Origin of the sequence: Lyngbya aestuarii BL J (assembly GCF_000478195.2) — a bacterium.
Lineage (GTDB): Bacteria > Cyanobacteriota > Cyanobacteriia > Cyanobacteriales > Microcoleaceae > Capilliphycus > Capilliphycus aestuarii.
Map to the genome: position 1 here is coordinate 64,497 of NZ_AUZM01000025.1, position 19,260 is coordinate 83,756.

At 42.0% G+C, this 19,260-nt stretch carries 17 protein-coding genes and 2 tRNA genes; 8 read left to right on the plus strand and 11 right to left on the minus strand.

Annotation, left to right across the window (positions count from 1 at the left end):
• Positions 1-23 precede the first annotated feature (23 nt).
• Both M595_RS32310 and M595_RS12645 read right to left on the minus strand, forming a co-directional pair.
• Positions 24-713, minus strand: coding sequence for an adenylate/guanylate cyclase domain-containing protein (locus tag M595_RS32310; RefSeq protein WP_238987074.1), 690 nt, complete (start codon positions 711-713; stop codon positions 24-26).
• Complete coding sequence (locus M595_RS12645) at positions 679-1,944, minus strand: CHASE2 domain-containing protein (protein ID WP_238987075.1); 1,266 nt, start codon at positions 1,942-1,944, stop codon at positions 679-681. The genes M595_RS32310 and M595_RS12645 overlap by 35 nt, the downstream gene beginning before the upstream one ends.
• Positions 1,945-1,979: 35 nt before the next feature.
• On the opposite strand from M595_RS12645, the gene M595_RS32725 reads away from it, so the two are divergent.
• The 6 genes from M595_RS32725 to M595_RS12670 all read left to right on the plus strand — a co-directional run bounded on the left by M595_RS32725 (position 1,980) and on the right by M595_RS12670 (position 11,473).
• Positions 1,980-2,111 carry a hypothetical protein gene (locus M595_RS32725; protein ID WP_023066641.1) on the plus strand — a complete coding sequence of 44 codons (132 nt, stop codon included), beginning with the start codon at positions 1,980-1,982 and terminating at the stop codon, positions 2,109-2,111.
• Positions 2,112-2,887: 776 nt separating this feature from the next.
• Positions 2,888-5,425: a mannose-1-phosphate guanyltransferase gene (locus M595_RS12650; protein ID WP_023066679.1), complete on the plus strand. Its 2,538-nt coding sequence runs from the start codon at positions 2,888-2,890 to the stop codon at positions 5,423-5,425.
• A gap of 105 nt (positions 5,426-5,530) precedes the next feature.
• Positions 5,531-6,055, plus strand: a complete 525-nt coding sequence (locus M595_RS12655) for a single-stranded DNA-binding protein (RefSeq protein ID WP_040484036.1) — start codon at positions 5,531-5,533, stop codon at positions 6,053-6,055.
• A gap of 604 nt (positions 6,056-6,659) precedes the next feature.
• Positions 6,660-8,495, plus strand: coding sequence for an NAD(P)H-quinone oxidoreductase subunit F (locus M595_RS12660; protein WP_023066621.1), 1,836 nt, complete (start codon positions 6,660-6,662; stop codon positions 8,493-8,495).
• A 121-nt stretch (positions 8,496-8,616) separates the two neighbouring features.
• Positions 8,617-10,116, plus strand: a complete 1,500-nt coding sequence (locus tag M595_RS12665) for an NADH-quinone oxidoreductase subunit M (protein WP_023066635.1) — start codon at positions 8,617-8,619, stop codon at positions 10,114-10,116.
• Between the two features lie 49 nt (positions 10,117-10,165).
• Complete coding sequence (locus M595_RS12670; RefSeq protein ID WP_375339243.1) at positions 10,166-11,473, plus strand: CO2 hydration protein CupA; 1,308 nt, start codon at positions 10,166-10,168, stop codon at positions 11,471-11,473.
• 31 nt (positions 11,474-11,504) lie between these two features.
• Here the strand turns inward: M595_RS12670 and M595_RS12675 are convergent, their stop codons facing one another.
• From M595_RS12675 to M595_RS12690, 4 genes are all read right to left on the minus strand, one after another.
• The gene (locus tag M595_RS12675; protein WP_023066664.1) at positions 11,505-11,837 is read right to left on the minus strand and encodes a low molecular weight protein tyrosine phosphatase family protein; all 333 of its coding nucleotides are present in this window, start codon (positions 11,835-11,837) and stop codon (positions 11,505-11,507) included.
• A 228-nt stretch (positions 11,838-12,065) separates the two neighbouring features.
• Positions 12,066-12,281 carry a hypothetical protein gene (locus M595_RS12680; protein WP_023066659.1) on the minus strand — a complete coding sequence of 72 codons (216 nt, stop codon included), beginning with the start codon at positions 12,279-12,281 and terminating at the stop codon, positions 12,066-12,068.
• Between the two features lie 98 nt (positions 12,282-12,379).
• A complete protein-coding gene (locus M595_RS12685; protein WP_023066619.1) occupies positions 12,380-12,697 on the minus strand; it encodes a hypothetical protein in 318 nt (105 codons plus the stop codon).
• Between the two features lie 126 nt (positions 12,698-12,823).
• Entirely contained in the window at positions 12,824-13,303 is a 480-nt protein-coding gene (locus M595_RS12690) for a helix-turn-helix domain-containing protein (RefSeq protein ID WP_040484037.1), read from the minus strand.
• A 204-nt stretch (positions 13,304-13,507) separates the two neighbouring features.
• Here M595_RS12690 and M595_RS12695 point away from each other — a divergent pair, with 204 nt between their 5' ends.
• The gene (locus M595_RS12695; RefSeq protein WP_023066663.1) at positions 13,508-15,052 is read left to right on the plus strand and encodes a tetratricopeptide repeat protein; all 1,545 of its coding nucleotides are present in this window, start codon (positions 13,508-13,510) and stop codon (positions 15,050-15,052) included.
• A 209-nt stretch (positions 15,053-15,261) separates the two neighbouring features.
• Here M595_RS12695 and vapC read toward each other — a convergent pair whose 3' ends face one another.
• From vapC to M595_RS12715, 4 genes are all read right to left on the minus strand, one after another.
• On the minus strand, positions 15,262-15,669 hold the full coding sequence (gene vapC, locus M595_RS12700; protein ID WP_023066624.1) for a type II toxin-antitoxin system tRNA(fMet)-specific endonuclease VapC: 408 nt from the start codon (positions 15,667-15,669) through the stop codon (positions 15,262-15,264).
• Complete coding sequence (locus tag M595_RS12705; RefSeq protein WP_023066637.1) at positions 15,666-15,920, minus strand: hypothetical protein; 255 nt, start codon at positions 15,918-15,920, stop codon at positions 15,666-15,668. Before M595_RS12705 ends, vapC begins: the two co-directional genes overlap by 4 nt.
• 153 nt (positions 15,921-16,073) lie before the next feature.
• Positions 16,074-16,145 (minus strand) — tRNA-Gly (locus tag M595_RS12710).
• A 58-nt stretch (positions 16,146-16,203) separates the two neighbouring features.
• Positions 16,204-16,276: transfer RNA gene (locus tag M595_RS12715), tRNA-Phe, on the minus strand.
• Positions 16,277-16,437: 161 nt separating this feature from the next.
• Here M595_RS12715 and M595_RS12720 point away from each other — a divergent pair.
• Positions 16,438-18,915, plus strand: coding sequence for a phospholipid carrier-dependent glycosyltransferase (locus tag M595_RS12720; protein WP_040484038.1), 2,478 nt, complete (start codon positions 16,438-16,440; stop codon positions 18,913-18,915).
• 3 nt (positions 18,916-18,918) lie between these two features.
• Here the strand turns inward: M595_RS12720 and M595_RS12725 are convergent.
• A partial coding sequence (locus M595_RS12725; RefSeq protein ID WP_023066658.1) for a pentapeptide repeat-containing protein occupies positions 18,919-19,260 on the minus strand: 342 nt, incomplete at its 5' end.

A 19,260-nucleotide genomic window follows, 5' to 3' on the forward strand; every position in this document is an offset into this window, starting at 1 on the left:
TTTAAAAGCCATCTCATCTGGTTCTAAAGTTTGCGAATCACCCGATAAACATCAACCATCTGCTGTTTTCCTTTTAACGGCATTAACCCCCAAGATTCGACTTCAAATTGATGATCAACATACTGTAAAGTTTGGTAAGCAATTAAAATCCGACAAACACTCGATTGACGTTCTTTCTGACAACTTTCGAGGCGAGAAGCAATATTAACACTATCTCCGAGTAAACCATATTCTAAGCGATCGCGACCCCCCAAACTCCCCGCAACAATCGGCCCGGTGAAAATACCGACCCGCATTTGAATCACAGGTAAACCTCTCGGTTGCCAGACTAGATTTAACTTTTGCAGTTGTTCACTCATCTCCAAGGCGCAGGAAACCGCCGCTCTAGCATCTCGGGCAATTTGGTTTTCGCTGAACCGTGCCATCGGTACACCAAAAGCTGCCATGATCCCATCTCCAGTGAATTTGTTGATAATGCCGTGATGATTGTGAATGGTCTGGGTAAGCATGGCGAGATATTCGTTCAGCCACTCCAGCAAGTTCTCAGGGGGCATCTGTTCAGAAATGGTACTAAAGTTCCGAATATCGGTAAACAGTATGGTTGCCGTTAACTTTTGGCCCGGTAACTTGCCATCAAAAATTAAGCGATCGCGACTTTTCCACAACGCCTCCGCAATTTCAGGAGAAGCATTTTGACCCAGTAGCCGCATCATGATTTGTTGTTGACGTTGGGCTTGGAAAGCCCGATAGGAAATAAGGGTCGCACTGGTCAGTAAAAAAGCCAAACCAGGACTCACCACCGGCTCTTCCGATCTCGTTTAAAAACAGCATAAACGATAGGGTAAATAAAATCCCCAGTAAAAGGGGACTCCCCAAGACTAAAATCAACGGATGACGACTCAGCCAAGCCAAAGTTGCCCCGATAATTGCCCAACTACTGATCCAGATAATTTCAACCCATTGCGGCCAGAATTGAAATAAGGGTCGCTCTCCTGTGGCAGCATCGAGAATTTGGCTGACCATTTGGGCATGAATAATCACACCAGGCGTTCTTGGGCTATTTTTTTTACCGGGACTGTAGGGGGTGAGAAACAGATCTTTACTACTGGGGGCGGTTGTACCAATTAAAACGATTTTGTCTTTCACCCAGTCCGGTTCGATTGATTCATTTAACACTTCTGAAACATTTACTGTAACTACACCATCCATTCCTGAACGGTAGTTTAAGAGGATTTGATAGCCTTTAGCATCAATATTTTGATATCCTCCCGAGTCGGTTTTTAAGGGGACAAATATTGCTTTTCCTAACCGAATTCGATCCGGATCAGCGGGATCATTTTGGGGTTGGATGCCTTGACTTTTTAAGAAGTAGAGAGCCAACTGAAGGGAAAAGGAAAATGAAGTTCCTGTTAATGAATCTGCAAAAAACAAATTGCGGCGAACAACGTTATCGTAATCTAAAGGGATGTCGTTGAACCCTACCCGACTGGGCTCAATCCCAGGAGGAGCGGGAACACCCTGAGTATCTGGATCACCTAAGTTTTTGATCGCGATAATATTGGGGGATTTAAGTTGCTCAACCAGTTGTTGATGTCCAGGTTCGTAGATAATATCGCGGTAGAGGTCAAGACCAATTACACGGGGTTGAAGTTCTAATAGCTTTTCGAGGAGTGAGGCGATCAGTTGATCAGAAAGGGGGAAGCGGTTATAGGTTTGAATATCTTCTTCGGTAATGGCAACGACTAAGATGCGGGGATCAGGCGGTAAACTTACTCGCAACCGCATCATTTGATCGTAGACAACCAGTTCAAAAGGTTGGAGTCCTCCGAGATGAATCACTCCAAGTAACACGACGATCGAGACAAAAGTTACAGTCGCAACAATGGAGAATTCTGTCGCGTCTGGCCACTTCCGTTTGAGGGTTCGTAAAAGCTTATCGATCACAGCAACCCCTTAAATGGAGTGGAAAGGGGGGGAAGATGCCAGACTGTTGGCTCGAACTGACTCGAATTACAGCGACTCAGCTTGAGGTTGACTGTGAACAGGTGGAACTTCTCAGCCCTACTCAAACAAATAACTTAGCTATCGAGACTAACTTTCCCAAATTCTAGGCTAGGATACCAGATTAGATAGTCGAGATGCAAGTCTGTCTGGCGGCAACAGCCACCAACTAGATAAACCTACCGCTTTGATCCCTTTAATGCCTTCGTAAAATTTTTCCGATATGATCGGTTAGCCGTGAAGAATACAGGCCATAGCAACGACAGGTAGAGACGATTTCCGGAGCTTTTGACAAAGTTAGTTTGCTCAAACCCACTCCAGAACTTCCAGACTCCACCCGCGTAGAGAGCCAGTAAAGCAATTGTGATGAGCGCACTCATAATGTAGTTACTCTCTAAATATTTGTGTAAATTCAAGCAAGGGTTGCGTATTCTCTATATGTTAGCAGTTTTACTCAATAATCGTGAGCTTCTTCCCTCTGTTGGGCTTCAAAGTTGTCAAGTTAGTTGATGAATCAGCGCAATTGTACGCCAATACGGGGGATGTACAACGAAAATGATAAAATTAACGCTAGGAATAGAGATAGATAGTATACTAACAAGCCCTCTGGCTTCTTGGCAATAGCACTTTGAAAGCGGGCGTAGCGGGTGCAGTCGATGCTTTTCCCCTGAGCTTTCCTCCTGCGTCTTTGGCTCAAGGCACGGTCAGTTTAGAGGTTTTAAGATCTTAACAAGCACAGGGTCAACGTCGAACTTCTTCCCTGTCCGAACAATTAGAGATGCTTTCAGGAGTCTGGCTCTACCTCAAAATCTTACTGACTGTTCAATCAAAGTGAGAGCAGGCGGGGCCTAATTTTCAGAACACCTACACAACTTTTGGAGGATCTATGCGAGCAGTGTTAATGGCTGGTGGATCGGGAACACGACTAAGACCGTTAACTTGTGATCTCCCTAAACCGATGGTGCCTATTTTAAATCGCCCCATTGCTGAACATATTATCAATTTACTCAAACGACATCAAATTTATGAAGTGATTGCCACCCTTCATTATCTCCCAGATGTTATGCGGGAATATTTTCACGATGGTACAGACTTTGGAGTGCAAATGACTTATGCGGTCGAAGAAGATCAACCTTTAGGAACCGCAGGTTGTGTAAAAAATATTGCCGAACTCCTTGATGATACCTTTTTGGTGATCAGTGGTGATTGCATCACAGATTTTGATCTCAGTGCGGCGATTGATTTTCATCTCAAACACAACTCCAAAGCTACATTGGTCTTAACTCGGGTGCCAAATCCTCTCGAGTTTGGTGTGGTGATTACTGATGAAAATTATCGCATTCGCAGATTTCTAGAGAAGCCTTCCACGAGCGAAATTTTCTCCGATACGGTGAACACGGGAACCTATATTCTTGAACCCGAAGTCTTAGAGTATCTTCGGCCCAACCAAGAGTCTGATTTTTCTAAAGAGTTGTTCCCGTTACTCCTGGAAAAAGACATTCCCATGTACGGTTATATTGCAGACGGATATTGGTGTGATATCGGTCATCTCGATGCTTATCGAGAAGCTCAATATGATGCCCTGTTAGGTAAAGTTAAACTGGATGTCTCCTATGAGGAGCGATCGCCAGGTTTGTGGTTGGGAGAAAATACTTACATTGATGATACGGCTCAGATCGAAACTCCGGTTTTAATTGGTCATAATTGTCGGATTGGGCCGAGAGCCGAAATCGCTGCCGGATCGGTGCTAGGGGATAATATTACAATTGGTGCTGATGCCAATATTAAACGGCCAATTATTTGGAATGGGGCGATTATTGGAGATGATGTTCATCTACGGGCTTGTGTAATTGCCCGAGGAACAAGGGTAGATCGACGCGCTCATATCCTAGAAGGGGCGGTGGTGGGATCGCTCTCGACAGTTGGCGAAGAATCACAAATTAGTCCGGGTGTACGAGTCTGGCCGAGCAAAAAAATTGAATCGGGCGCTACCCTCAACATTAACTTGATTTGGGGAAATACGGCTAAACGGAATCTGTTTGGTCAACGAGGTGTTCAGGGGTTAGCCAATATTGATATTACTCCTGAGTTTGCTGTGAAATTGGGTGCGGCTTATGGTTCGACTCTCAAACAGGGCGAAACGGTTGTGGTTTCACGGGATCAACGCCGTATTTCTCGCATGGTGACGCGATCGCTGATTTCGGGTTTAATGTCGGTGGGTGTGAATGTATTTAACCTCGAATCTACAGCCATTCCAGTAGCTCGGGCGGTGATTCCCACGCTGAATGTTGCCGGAGGATTGCACGTTCGTCTATCTCCAGATCGAGCCGATCAAATTTTAATTGAAATTATCGATAGTAAGGGGATTAATATCACCAAAGCGAAAGAGAAAAAAATCGAGGGGGCTTATTTTAAGGAGGACTTACGACGGGCGCAAATTCCTGAAATTGGGAACGTGGTCTATCCGGCGGAAGTGGTGGATAATTACAGCATTAGTTTTGAGAAGCATCTCAATGTTGAAGCTCTGCGCCACAGTAACGCCAAAATTGTGATTGATTATGTTTATGCGGTTTCGGGTGCTATTTTACCCCGTTTACTGTCTAAGTTTGGCTGTGATGCGGTGGTTCTCAATGCTAGTTTGAGTCAAACTTCGGTGTCTAACCGAGAACGAGAAAATCTTCTCGATCAACTGAGTCGGGTTGTCGAAGCCCTGCGAGCGCATTTTGGGGTTCAGGTTTATGCCAATGGTGAACAGTTTATTCTGGTTGATGAAACCGGAAGCCCGATTCGTGGTGAACTGCTGACGGCTTTGATGGTGAATATGGTTTTAACTTCTAATCCGAGAAGTTCGGTGGTGGTTCCGGTACAGGCTTCTTCTGCGGTTGAACAGATTGCTCGTCGTCACGATGCGAAGGTGATTCGCACTAAGGCTAATCCGACGGCTTTGATGGAAGCTTGTCACACCAACCCGAATGTTGTCATGGGGGGAAGTGGGGAGATGGGTTTTATTTTTCCCCAATTTCATCCGGGGTTTGATGCTATGTTTGCGATCGCTAAGATGGTTGAAATGCTGACGACTCAAGAGCGAAGTCTGGCCCAAATTCGGGCGGATTTGCCTTATGTTATTCACCGTTGTCATACGGTCCGCTGTCCCTGGTCGGTGAAGGGAACTTTAATGCGTCATTTGGTGGAAACTCACACCACCGATAATTTAGAATTAATAGATGGAGTCAAGTTGTTAAATTTTCAAGATGATAACTGGATCTTGGTTTTACCCGATGCAGGTGAGCCTCTTGTTCATCTCTATGCCAATAGCCACGATCGCGATTGGGTAGATACGACTATCAGAGAATACCGCAATCTCGTACAAGAGTTTGTTAACCAATCTCAAGGAATCAATCGAGGGGATGAGCATTACCTTTAAAGTTTGCTACACTCAAAGGGTTGACTCAAAAATCATTCTGATTGTTTGGAACTTTAGCTTGACAAATTTAATTGACAAATTGCTGAAAAATATTGAATTAAATCCATGAATAATTGCATTTTAATGGTAGAAATTGTCCAACCGCCTCAACTGCGCTACACGGCTGATAATCAGACTCCGATTGCAGAAATGTTGGTTAAGTTTTCCAACTTGAGGGATGATTCTTTTGCCGTGTTAAAAGTCGTGGGATGGGGAAATTTAGCGCAAGAAATTAATGAAAAATACCATCAAGGCGATCATGTTATTGTTGAAGGTCGTTTGGGTATGAATGTGATTGAGCGACCCGAAGGATTTAAGGAAAAACGAGCCGAAATGACGGCACGAAGAATTTATATGCTAGATATTCCCACGACCAATTCTTCATCGGATTTTTCAGATGAGGAGATGTCAGAAGCGGCTTCGACTCCCAATAATGTCGTTCATTTGAGTTCTCGGAACCGGAGTTCATCGGGGGGTAATTCTTCGAGTTCTGAACCGATGCAGCCTGCGCCTTCGGAGGTGGAATCTGAACCGGATTTTGAGCCTCCGACTGACCCCGAAAACCCAGACTATGATCCTATTCCTTTTTAAGGATAGTTAAAGGTCTGTTTTTAAGGCTTTTTTAAAAGGAAAAATAGATAACTTTTTAGGATAGCGATCAACTTTTTAACTGTTCAGTTGATTGCTTTTTGATTTGATTGCTGGAGAGATAGAGAAGTGAGAAAATATTGCCTGTTGCCAAATTGAGATCAAATCTAAAAAAGAATGCTACATATCATTTCCTCAACTTCCCCCGTCTCCCCCGCCTCCTCCGCCCTTCATCTGTAGCAAATATTTAAGTATTTCACATCAGCTACCCTCACAGTTAACTTTAATTGTATCCGACTACTGATCAGACACAGAGACACGACAAGCCAGACTAGAGACGAACTTGATAAGTTTTGATTAACTAATTCATTAGAAATATTTCTTAATCTTATGTTCACGGAAAGATCAACTATAGATTAAAATCTATGTCAAACCATGATATTGTTTTAAAAAGTCTATGTAAATTTTCGGACTAACTGGGTTGATCCAACAGAGATCTAGTCTTTCGAGTCCCTAAACAAGTCAATACTCTGGGTTTTGTGTCGGGAATTTACTCAATAGTTAACTCAATTCTTAACAACTTCAGCAGAAAGTCGAGGCAATATTAATGTCAGAAGTTTTCCTAAAAACGATTTGGTGGATACCCCTTTATCCTTTAATTGGGGCAATATTATCAATTCCTTGGTCGCCGGGAATCATCCGTAAAACAGGGCCAAGACCCGCAGGTTATCTTAATATTTTCCTGACTCTAATTGCCTTTTTTCATGGCTTATTTGCTCTGAATATAATCTGGGAAAAACCCGCCCAACAACTGATTATTCCTTATCTACAAGTTGTTGATCTCGATTTTTCGATTCCCTTAGAAATCTCAACTCTAACTCTAGGAGCAATACTATTAATTACCGGGTTAAACTTACTCGCCCAAATTTATACCATTGGTTACATGGAAATGGATTGGGGATGGGCAAGATTTTATTGTCTTCTGGGTTTATTTGAAGCCGGACTATCAGCTTTAGTGCTGTGTGATTCCCTCTTTTACAGCTACATTATCCTCGAAATTTTGACGCTGGGAACCTATTTATTAGTCGGTTTTTGGTTTAATCAATCACTGGTTGTCACCGGGGCTAGAGATGCCTTTCTCACCAAACGGGTAGGGGATTTGTTCTTGTTAATGGGGGTGGTGGCGTTGTATCCCCTAGCAGGAACTTGGAACTTTGGAGAACTAGCCCAATGGGCGCAAACAGCCAATATTGACCCCAAAGTTGCCACATTATTAGGTTTAGTATTACTCGCCGGGCCAATGGGTAAATGCGCTCAATTTCCCCTTCATTTGTGGTTAGATGAAGCGATGGAAGGCCCAGTTCCCAGTACAATTTTACGGAATGCAGTTGTCGTTGCATCCGGTGCCTGGATATTAGTAAAGCTTGAACCTGTTTTAGCCCTCTCCCCAACAGTCCTGTCAACAGCGGTTGTTGTTGGGCTAGCAACAGCAGTCGGCACCAGTTTAATTGCGATGGCTCAAATTGACATTAAACGGGCGATTTCTTACTCGGTGAGTTCCTACATGGGGATTGCATTTGTTGCTGTTGGCACCGAACAAACGGAAACGGCTTTACTCTTATTATTGACCTACGCCGTAGCAATGGCTTTATTGGTGATGAGTACGGGCGGAATTATCCTCAATAATATTACCCAAGATTTAACCCAATATGGCGGTTTGTGGTCACGTCGTCCGATTTCAGGATTGTGTTTTATTGTCGGTGTTTTTGCTTTAATTGCGATGCCTCCTTTCGGCGGGTTTTGGACGTTACAACAATTAATTGAAAATCTCTGGACGACTGAACCCGCTATTGCTTGGACGGTGTTAATTGTTAATGGTTTAACCGCCTTTAGTTTGACGCGAGAATTTGGTTTAATTTTTGCCGGAAAGCCCCAACAAATGACAGTTAGATCTCCTGAAGGTCTTTGGGCTTTAGTTTTACCCATGATGTTTTTAGCAGGGTTTTGTTTACACGTTCCCCTGTTGTTAGCAAATTGGAATTTGTTACCCGAATTTACCACGATTAACAAAACAGTTGCAGGTGTATTGCTATTGTCTAGTTTGAGTGGTTGTGGACTGGGTTGTTTGATTTATCTCAATGACAATTGGCAAAAACCTGTTCAATTGGGTTCAAAAGCAGTTCAAGACTTTTTTGCTTACGATTTTTACACGGCAAAACTCTATCGTTTGACGATTATCGCGGTTGTTGGTTCGGTTTCTAAAGTGATGTTTTGGGTTGACCGTTATTTGGTGGATGGTTTCGTCAATTTAGTCGGTTTTGCGACAATTTTCAGCGGTCAAAGTTTACGGTATAATGTTTCCGGTCAAACCCAGTTTTATGCCCTGACAATTGTGCTTGGAGTTACCGCAATTATGGGACTCCTTGCTTTTGCATTTTTTTAGAGGGATAAAACTTGGGTTTGATTTCTTTGGAGTCAAAAACTTTCGTCAGGAACAAAAACCCTGTAAACGCAACCCATCAATTTTCAGATCAACCCTACAAATGTTTTTGAATCAGTAGTTTATGCTCAGTTTATTCATTTTAATTCCTGTTGTTGGGGCAATTGTGGTTAGCTTACTACCCGGAAAGTTAATCAGTCGTCAAGTTCGCTCTGTCGCTTTGATTGTGGCGATTACTATTTTAGGATTGACCCTAAAACTTGCCACAGATTTTGACTTAAGTGACCCCAACTTTCAATTTTCTGAATATCTTGATTGGATTCCTCAATTGGGTTTATCCTACAGTTTAGGAGTTGATGGTTTATCGTTACCCTTGATGGGATTAAATGCCACTTTAACGATTATTGCCATTGCTAGCACTCGCCCTGAACTTGAACGTCCGCGCCTGTATTATTCTCTGATTCTGCTTGTTAATGCGGGAATTGCGGGTGCATTTTTGGCACAGAACTTGTTACTGTTTGTTCTGTTTTACGAGTTAGAACTGATTCCCCTTTATCTATTAATTGCGATTTGGGGAAGTGAAAAACGGGGTTATGCCGCGACTAAATTTTTGATTTATACGGCGTTGTCAGGAATCCTAATCTTAGCAGGATTTTTGGGGATAACTTGGTTGAGTGGTTCAACAAATTTTGATTACAATGTCATCAACACTCAAAGCTTATCTCAAACCGCTCAACTAATTCTGTTATCGGTTTTACTAATTGGATTTGGCATCAAAATCCCTTTGGTTCCTCTCCATACTTGGCTCCCTGATGCTTATGTGGAATCTTCCGCTCCAATCACTATTTTATTAGGGGGAATTTTAGCAAAACTAGGGACTTACGGTTTAATTCGATTTGGCTTACAACTGTTTCCCCAAACCTGGGAATTAATTGCACCTGGACTCTCAATTATTGGTGTCTTTAGTGTGATGTATGGAGCGTTAACTGCTATTGCTCAAAAAGATATTAAGCGAATGGTTGCTTACAGTTCAATTGGTCACATGGGCTATATCATTGTAGCAGCAGCAGCCGGAACCTCTATCAGTTTAATTGGGGCAATTTCTCAGATGGTTGCTCATGGTTTAATTCTGGCAATATTGTTTCATCTTGTGGGTGTGGTGGAAGCCAAAGTCGGAACTCGTGACTTACAAATTCTCAACGGTTTAATGAACCCCATTCGGGGTTTACCCCTGGTCAGTGCATTGTTAATTATGTCTGGAATGGCAAGTGCAGGAATTCCAGGATTAGTCGGTTTTGTAGCTGAATTTTTGGTCTTTCAAGGCACATTTTCCGTTTTCCCAATCCAATGTTTACTTTGTATTATTGCCTCGGGTTTAACTGCTGTTTATTTTGTAATTCTGCTGAATCGCACTTGTTTTGGCAAGCTAAATAATGAGTTAGCTTATTATCCTAAAGTGAAGTTTTCTGAACAGGCTCCTGCTCTCATTTTAGCGGTTTTAATTTTCTTTCTGGGTGTGCAACCGAGTTGGTTATTGCGGTGGAGTGAACCGACGGCTGAAGCCATGGTAATGACCTTGAAAAACCAGACTCAAACTCAAGTTTCAATTCACCTAGAGCCTTAATTTTTAACTGTGTTAACTCTCATTTTTAACACTAAATTTTGAACATCCTATGACGGTCACAACCGAAATGCAAACTCAAACTAAATCAGCTAAGTTACCCCCTTCGACTCACGAATTTTCTGAGATTATTCATCGTTTGGAAGCAGGAGGGGCGATGCTTCCTGATACTCCTGAGAATTTAATGCAAATTATCGGGATTTATAAAGCCTATGCGGTGCCGATGGATTTCTATTGGCGGGATTTATTGTACATCGCTGAACGGGTCTTTTTAGACCCTTTACCCTTTTTTAAATACTTCCTCCCCCAAGAGTATTTAGACTTGCATAATCATTATGCAGGAGATGATGCAGACTTAAGAATTTGGCGAGGAGAAGCAACCGTACATCCAGAATTATTGGCTTTTATTGAAAAAGGCGAAACGTCAAAAATTCCTAAATTACTGCATCATTTGTGGCATGATCGGATTAACATGGAGTTTGCAGAAGCTTGTATGCGGGCGATGTTTTGGCATCGAGAAATGGGGGGTAAATTTGACCCATATCTTGATACCGATGAATACAAAGCCAATGCTGATCGCGCCATCAAAGCTTACTTTAAAAATAATCCGGTGATGTTAAGCTTATATCAGCTTTTCCCCGATATGTTTCTCGAACAAGTTCGTCAGCTTTCCTATTACAGTAATTTAGGACTATTCTGGGAAGTCATGGCACCGGTTTTCTTTGAAATGAGTGACTTGTATGACGAGGGAAAAATTACCACTGTTCCCGAAGCAATGAACTTTCTTGTCAATGGAATTTTTGCCATTGCAGGACGCCCTATTTATCATCACGTTTATATTGATGGGGAATGCTACGAAATTATTCCTAAATCTAAAGGGTTTATGTGGTTGTATGAAGCCGCACTTCCCTATGTCGAAGCAGTGTTTTATCGCACTGCACCCTTCCGAGGCACGAAGTCTTACAACGCCCAAGCCCAAGAAGTTCCCCAAGATCAAAAAGACTTTCATTATGGAATTCTTTATGCTGATATTTTTCCGGTGGGAACTGCGGGAATTCCACCCACATTATTAATGCAGGATATGTTTCATTTCCTACCGCCCTATTTGGTAGAATATTACCAAAAACATTGTCGGGGGGAGGAGGATATGTTGATTCAGCTTGCTAATACTTTTCAACGTTCGATGTATTGTGTGACTTCTGCGGTCATTCAAGCATTACGGACGGCGTTGTTGTATCCTTTAGATGATCCAAACCCTCGACATTTACAAGCCAATCGTGACTTTTTTGAAGCACAATTAGATCGGTTTAAACGTCCTGAAGCGCGTTTGAGAAATATTCAAACTCCAAATTATCGCTAATCTCATCAAACATTCAGTATTTGTCTTATCTTTACTCAAAAATTCCCAGTAAAGGTAAGACTTTTTTCTTTAATAACTGTATTAAAGCAGGTTCCATATATTCATACTCATCAGGAATATCTAAACAAATCACACGCTGATTTTTTAGCCAAGGCTGAAACTGATTAGAAAGTTTACGCCGATGAGACTTTTCCATCACAAAAATAATGTCAGCCCACTGAACAGCTTCGCTACAAAGAGTCATTTCAGCGTCTCGATCTAATCCGGCTGAGTCTACTTCTAACTCAGGATATTCAGAGAATATTGCTTCTGCGGTTGGGCTGCGTAGGCGGTTTTGACTACAAATGAATAATACTTTTTTCATCTTTTTATGTTCATATAGTCTCAGTTAGAAGTTTAGCAAAAACGTTAAAATACTCACAAACTGAATCAGCGATCGCTTTTAAAGGTATTATCAACGTTAAATTAGTTTAATCTTTACCTTATGAGTCTGAGAAATGCTATATTAACTAATTGTTTGTGTCTCAGTCTGGAAACACTGCCTTTGGTTAGACTTGTGTGTAGAGCTTATTTTCTATTTCTTGAATTTTTCTTAATCTTCTGAGGTTGATTGTCGTTGAACGCCGAGATCGAATATTATTTTATCACTGGCGTTTGGAATTAAACCCCGCAAGGTTTTTAAATATCCTTCGGCATCATTATAACTGCGAAAACGGCCGACGATTATTGGTTTTCGGTCGGGAAAAAGTCGCAGCAAACACCAGGGACTCAGTTGTTGAGCGTAGCTTTTCGGCTTGGATTTTTTCATCGGATTAATGTTCTCTAAATCGCACTAAAGCCACCTTAAAAGTAAGGCGGCTCAAAAGAAATATAAAATTTCGATAGCTTTTGCAGTCGTTTGATGGTTTAATCTTGGGGGGGAGTTGAACAAAGCCGTTCCCAAAGTTCCGGCGGAATTTCTTCAAAATGTTCGAGGAGAAAATCCATTAATGCTAGATGGCGAAGATCATTCGGGTGGGGATGATAATGGCTGCGTCCCCTCGCAAACCAACGCCGAACCATTGACACCGAACGAAAACAGATCTCGGCGATCGCTTCTTGTTTGACATCCCACTTGGTATAAAACTGTTCGGGTGTCATCGCCAGGGGACAATAAACGTAAAGTTCGATCAGTCGTTGTTCTCGCGCCGTAATTGGTATCGGAGTTCCGAAGCGTTGTATCATGGTGAAAAATTTAGTGAATTTCGTAGCCAGCGCCAAGGTTTATGGTGCTGGTTCTTGTTTTGTGCTATATTGACAATATAAGAAATAAATTACTAAAATGTCAACAGTAGATTCAAAATGTTCTCGCTACTCCTCGTATCTAAATCCAACCGTATCAGCAAGTAATTCTAAATGTTTGCAGGTTGAACGAGGAGGCAGATATAGTTCATTTTCCCAGTTACTCACCGTTTTCTGACGCACACCCAACCGTTCTGCAAATTCCGCCTGAGTTAACCCCATGTGTCGCCGTAACGCTTTGATCAGTTCTGCATTCCAAAGAACCGTATCCCCAACCCGTTGAACGGGGGGTTTGAGGTTAGCTTTGCGAAACGTAACTTTTTGTTCGTCCAAGTCCACATCTTCAACCCGATAACCCCCCTCCATCCAAGCTTCCGCCTGTAACGCCCCTTTTGTGCGGTTACTCCACCAAGCCCGTTTCGTTCGCGCAGAAGCCGGGAGTCGATTGTTCATCAATGCCTCTATTTCGGCGAACGTTAGAATCACTTCGCCCTTGTCGCATTCGTGCAAATAGTCCAGGAGCGGCTGGTACTTGCTGCCCTCCCTCATGTCATCTCGCGATCGGTTGTCAAATACTAGGATGACATAGATTAAGATTTACAGATAGAGGGCTTGAGATGGTGTGATGCTAGGACAACTCTATAGGATAATTTTTTAAACCGATTTCTTAAACTGAGGTGATTACCGAAAGTTTTGAGGAGTTGGGACTTTAGAACTTACCCTTTGTACTTTTTGTCAATAGAAATAACAGCTATGTTCTATTTTAAACAATTTTCCCGAGCCATCATTTACTCAGTTAAAATTAGTTTATTGTTTATAGTTTTTTGGGGTGTGCATCTCCCGAATATTAATCCTGCTGCCGCCCAAAATATCAATTTGGAATTTTTCTCTAATAATTCTTTAGTTAAAGTAGATTCTATTATAAGAATTGATAAAGGAATAGAAGTTCGTCTTTATGAATATCAAACGGATCAATCCCGAAATTTACCTCCTGAAAGTCAGCTTTTAAATGTTGGCTTAGAAAAAGCCAGTAAAAAAAATTATGAAGATGCCATAATAAATTATACAAAAGCCCTCCAATTTAATCCTTATTTTTCTAAGGCTTACGTTAGTCGAGCCTATGCACGTTCTCAGCTAGAACAGGTAGAAAAAGCATTTCAAGATTACCAGAAAGCCGTAGATATTGATCCAAATTTAGTTGAACCTTACATCGGATTAGGAAATCTTTATTTTGAGCAAGGAAACAATCAAAAAGCCCTTGAAAATTTTACCATTGCCACCGACATTAATAACAATTATTACGACGCTTACTTTAGCAGAGGATCGGTCTACTTAGAGCTAGAAAAATATGAGGAAGCCGTTCAAGACTTTTCTGAAGCTATTAGTTTGAATCCCAAATATATAGATGCTTATGTTAAACGAGGATATGCAAGAGGAACTTTAAAAGATTATGAAGGCGTAGTTAAAGATTCTACGAAAGCTATTCAATTAGATCCCAAGAAAAAAGATTATGATGCTTGGAATAATCGAGGACTGGCATTGTTTTATTTGGGAAAGAGTAAAAAAGCACTAGAAGATTTGAATCGAAGTCTTAAAATTAACCCTTATTATTCACACGCACATTACAATCGAGGATTAGTTTTAAGAAGTTTGGGTCAATATACTGAAGCCATAGCCTCTTACGATCAAGCTTTACTCTATAAACCCGACGATTATGAAGCCTGGAATAATCGAGGAAATGCTTTGGATGACTTAGGAAAATACGAAGAAGCCGTTGCCTCTTATGATCGGGGTTTACAGTATAAATCCGACGATTATGATGCTTGGTATAATCGAGGAAATGCTTTGGATGACTTAGGAAAATACGAAGAAGCCGTTGCCTCTTATGATCGGGGTTTACAATACAAACCCGACGATTATGATGCTTGGAATAATCGAGGAATTGCTTTGGGTCATTTAGGAAAATACGAGGAAGCCACTGCTTCTTTTGATCAAACTCTACAATATCAACCCGACGATTATGGTGCTTGGTATAATCGAGGAGTTGCTTTGGCTTATTTAGGAAAATACGAAGAAGCTATTTCTTCTTACGATCAAGCACTGCGGTATAAGCGTGATTATGACAAGGCATGGTATAACAAGGCTTGTATCTATGGAATACAAGGAAACTTATCATTAGCAGTGAGCCATTTGGAAAAAGCTATTGCCTATAATCCAAAATACAAGGATCAAGCCAAGACCGACCAAGATTTTGCTTTAATTCGAGAACAGCCAGAATTCCAAGAATTACTTCAATAAACAATTTTATTGCCTTTGAGGAGTTGGAAATCTAAAATTTTATAGTATTGCTGCTAAACTCTAAGAATCAGAAAGCGAAGAAATGCGATCGCCTTCTCACGGTCAAACTCCAACAAATCTAGTTTTTCCCTCAAACTTTGATAATAACATAAAGTGCTTCTCCATTGATATAATAAAAACTCTTTAGTTATTTCCTGACTCATAACACCTCATCCCTCTGCTTCCCAGTCCTCTATTTGTAACCCTTCCACCCGTCCAAACTCACTCACATTATGAGTCACCAAAACCAAATGATTCGCCAAAGCGATCGCCGCAATTTGCAAATCATAAGGGCCGATGGGCGTACCTAAAGCAGCTAATTGAGTGCGAATTCTTCCAAAAATATGAGCGGCGGCATCATCAAAAGGTAAAGAAACAAATTGACTTAAAAAAGCTTCCTGTAGTTCCAGTGTCCGAGTCGGGTTTGAGCTTCTCATTGCCCCATAAAACAATTCAGCCTTGACCACAGAACAAACGGCAATATCACCCGGAGATAACCGTTCTAAATGTTGCCGCACCCCAGAATTTCGACGGTTCAAGTAAATAATACAGACATTCGTATCCAACAAATAAATCACTCGATTGGTTCCCTCGTCTCATATTCACCTTGGGAATATCTCACCAACGGCTCCTGGGCTAAACAACCTGCGGTTTGTTCAAAAAAACCGGAAGGCCAGCCCAATTCTTCGGGGGTTTGGGTGGGAGGGTTTGGAGAAACAAGCTGATAGACAATCGCAATCTCCAACTCTTGATTCGCCAAACCTTGAGGAACTTGTAAAATTACTTTTCCTTCGGCATCAACCCGAGCTTTTAATTTGATAATTTGCACAATTTATCCTCCTTGAAAACCGCAAACTCAAAATGCTCTTAATCGTAATTTTGATATTTATTTCGGCGGACTAAATGTTGAACCGTGCTAACAAGAATATATACAATAATTTGAGTATATGTATATATTTCAAATAAAATGTAGTAGTTGAAAAGCGGGTGATGGGACTCGAACCCACGACGTTCAGCTTGGGAAGCTGACATTCTACCACTGAATTACACCCGCAGTGATAAAATACAAATTAAAATCTGAAATAAGGATATAGAAAAGGAATTATAATAAATGCCAGGAGGGAGATTTGAACTCCCGACACAAGGATTTTCAGTCCTCTGCTCTACCAACTGAGCTATCCCGGCTTTCGTTCACTGCCTAACTAGGATAGCAGATCTGTTTTAAATCTTGCAAGTAGTTTGACAAAATTTTTTTCTGTTCCCGATGCGAAGACGGAACCATAGACTAGACGATGAATTCAGCTTAGGTGTAGCATCTGAGAAATGGGGAATAGAGGTAACAGTTGGTGACGGACAAAAACAAATTCGGCAGCTTAGTTCCATTATTGCTCATTTGGCTGTTTGCGGGAATTAGCGATCGCCTTTGGTTTGCATTGGATCGTTCGGTTCCCGCGTGGGATCAGGCGGACTACCTAACAAATTCGTTAAACTATTGGCGGGCGCTACAACATCCCCAGTGGTTTTCTTCCGGGTGGTGGGAACAGGTGTGGATGCTATCTCCGAAAGTTCCTCCCCTGACTTACCTGCTGACGGTACCGTTTTACAACCTGTTTGGGACAGGGACAGCACAAGGAACACTCGTCCATTTACTCTTTAGTGGTATTCTACTCGCTTCGGTCTATGGAATTGCGATTCAACTGTTTAACCGACAAATTGCACTCTGGGCTTGTATAATTTCTGCATTGTTACCCGGACTCTACGTTTATCGTCTGCAATACCTCACCGACTATCCAACGACCGTCATGGTTGCGTTGAGTTTTTGTTGTCTAACTCAGTGGAAATATAGCCAAAAAAAATGGGTTTGGGCGATCGCATTCGGTGTATCCTTTGGGTTAGCAATGTTTGTCAAACAAACCGCCCTATTTTTCTTATTTTTTCCCCTAGTTTGGGTGAGTGTAGACAGTCTCAAACACAAACGTTGGCAAAGCTTAATTCAGTTAACCGTTGCCTTACTGTTATCCGGTCTAATTTTAATCCCTTGGGTAACAACCAACTGGTTACTCATGCTAACCTCTGGAAAACGCGCCACCCTTGACTCGGCAATAGCTGAAGGTGATCCCGCCTTAAATACCTTAGACGCTTGGACATACTATTGGAACTTACTTCCCTATCATATTTCTTGGCTGTGGTTAATTGTTCCCACTGTTGGGTTTCTCCTCTATCTTTTCTATCCAAAATTCTTCTCAAAACCGATTAATTTCTCAGCTTTGCGTTGGTTAGCAATATTTTGGATCGGGGGTTATTTGTTATGTTCGCTGAATATTAATAAAGACTTTCGCTACAGTTTACCCTTATTACCCATTTCTGCAATTTTTCTCGCCTACGGTTTGACGTTATGGCCGCAACGTTGGGGGAAAACCGTCCGAGGACTAACCCTCAGTTTAGCCATTGTTTTAATGTTACTCAATTTATGGCCGATTGGCGGCGTTTGGGGGCGACGAATGGCAGCTTTTCTGAGTCCCGGAGGCGATCGCATTGCCCATCTCGGTTTACAATGGCCCCATGAACGGGTAATTGATGAAATTATTCAAACTGAACCCTATTTACAGTCTACCTTGGGCGTGTTACCGTCAACACCAGATATTAATCAACACAACCTCAATTATTACGGCGCTTTGCGGGATGAACAGGTTTATGGGCGTCAAGTCGGAACTCGTTTAGAACACGTTGGTCAAGACTCTTTATCCCTGTCTTGGTTTGTGACGAAAACAGGTCAACAAGGAATGGTTGAACGCATTGGAGAGGCGCAAGTTGCCATTGTCCGAGAAATTGAACAAGGGCGACAATTTCAGTTACATAAACGCTGGCTATTACCTGATAATACCGTTTTAAATCTTTATCACCGTCAGACTCCTTATGTTGAAGTTTCTCCTCAACCCAATGCGTCAGAAAAGGTTCAACTGTCTCAAGTGATTGTATCCCCAAAAGTTCCCCCCAATGCAACGATTCCGATTATTTATGTGTGGTCGGGTTCTTGGGAACAGCTTCACTCGGGGTTAGTTCTTTTAACCTGGAAATTGCAAACGCCTTCAATGACAAAAGGTTCGTCTGAGTGGTTACATGATCATGCGATCGCCATGGGGACATTACATCCGGGAAGCTTAGAAAATAATCAACAAAAAACGGGGTTTCAAGTTCTCGAACGGATGGGAATGTTACCGCCTGAAAATATTTTACCCGGAACTTACCGCCTAGAAGCGACCTATTTAAACCGAGAAAGCGGAGAAACCTATGCGATCGCCGTTCCGTCTGTTACCGTTGAAATTGATCCCCAAGCAGCTAAATTACCCGCACCCGAATTAGATCTCGTTTCTCAACTGCGTCAGTTGGCGCTGAATTTACCCCAAGGAATACCCGGACTCGAACCTGTCTTTGATCAAGTCGGACGGATTAACCAATATGATCCAATTCAAGATTATACTGTTGTCGCAGAAAAGACGTTAAGTTATCGCTTACAAACTGCACCCGACAATTTAGATTATACTTATGCTTTGGCTTTAGCAACGGTTTTACAACAAGATGCACCCACTGCGATCGCCGCTTTAGAACACGTCACCCAACTCGATCCCCAAAACCCAAACGCTTATGCTTATTTGGCTTTTATTCATCTGTATGCTTTGCATCCCCAAGCCGCAGAAAAAGCTATTCAAACCGCGATTAAATTAAACCCCGATCAAAGTGAATTCCAAGCGTTAAGGGGAATTGCAGCTTTGATGCAGGGAAATCTAATTCAAGCTTGGCAGGATCTACAAGCCCTGCGTTAAGGTTTAATTGACTTTCATTTCTGCGGGGATCAACTCATCGTCAACAATTGCGCCTTGTTCTTTCAGAGCAAGTTTAGTGGATTTTGATAACCCTGTACAGCCGATAAAACTGGCATCTTTGACTTTAGCATTGCTGAGATCAACGCTGCTGAAGTGGGTTCCGGTTAGGTTCGCGCCTGTGAGATCCGCATCAGTGAAGTCAACACTCACAAAGCTGGCACAGCTTAAGTCTACATGACTCAAATCCCACCCTTTTGCACCTTGAGTGACGATTTTCTGCACTAAGAGCCATTTTTGACTAAGTTGAGTGCTTTCGTCGATTTGGGTACCATTGAGGTTGACTTG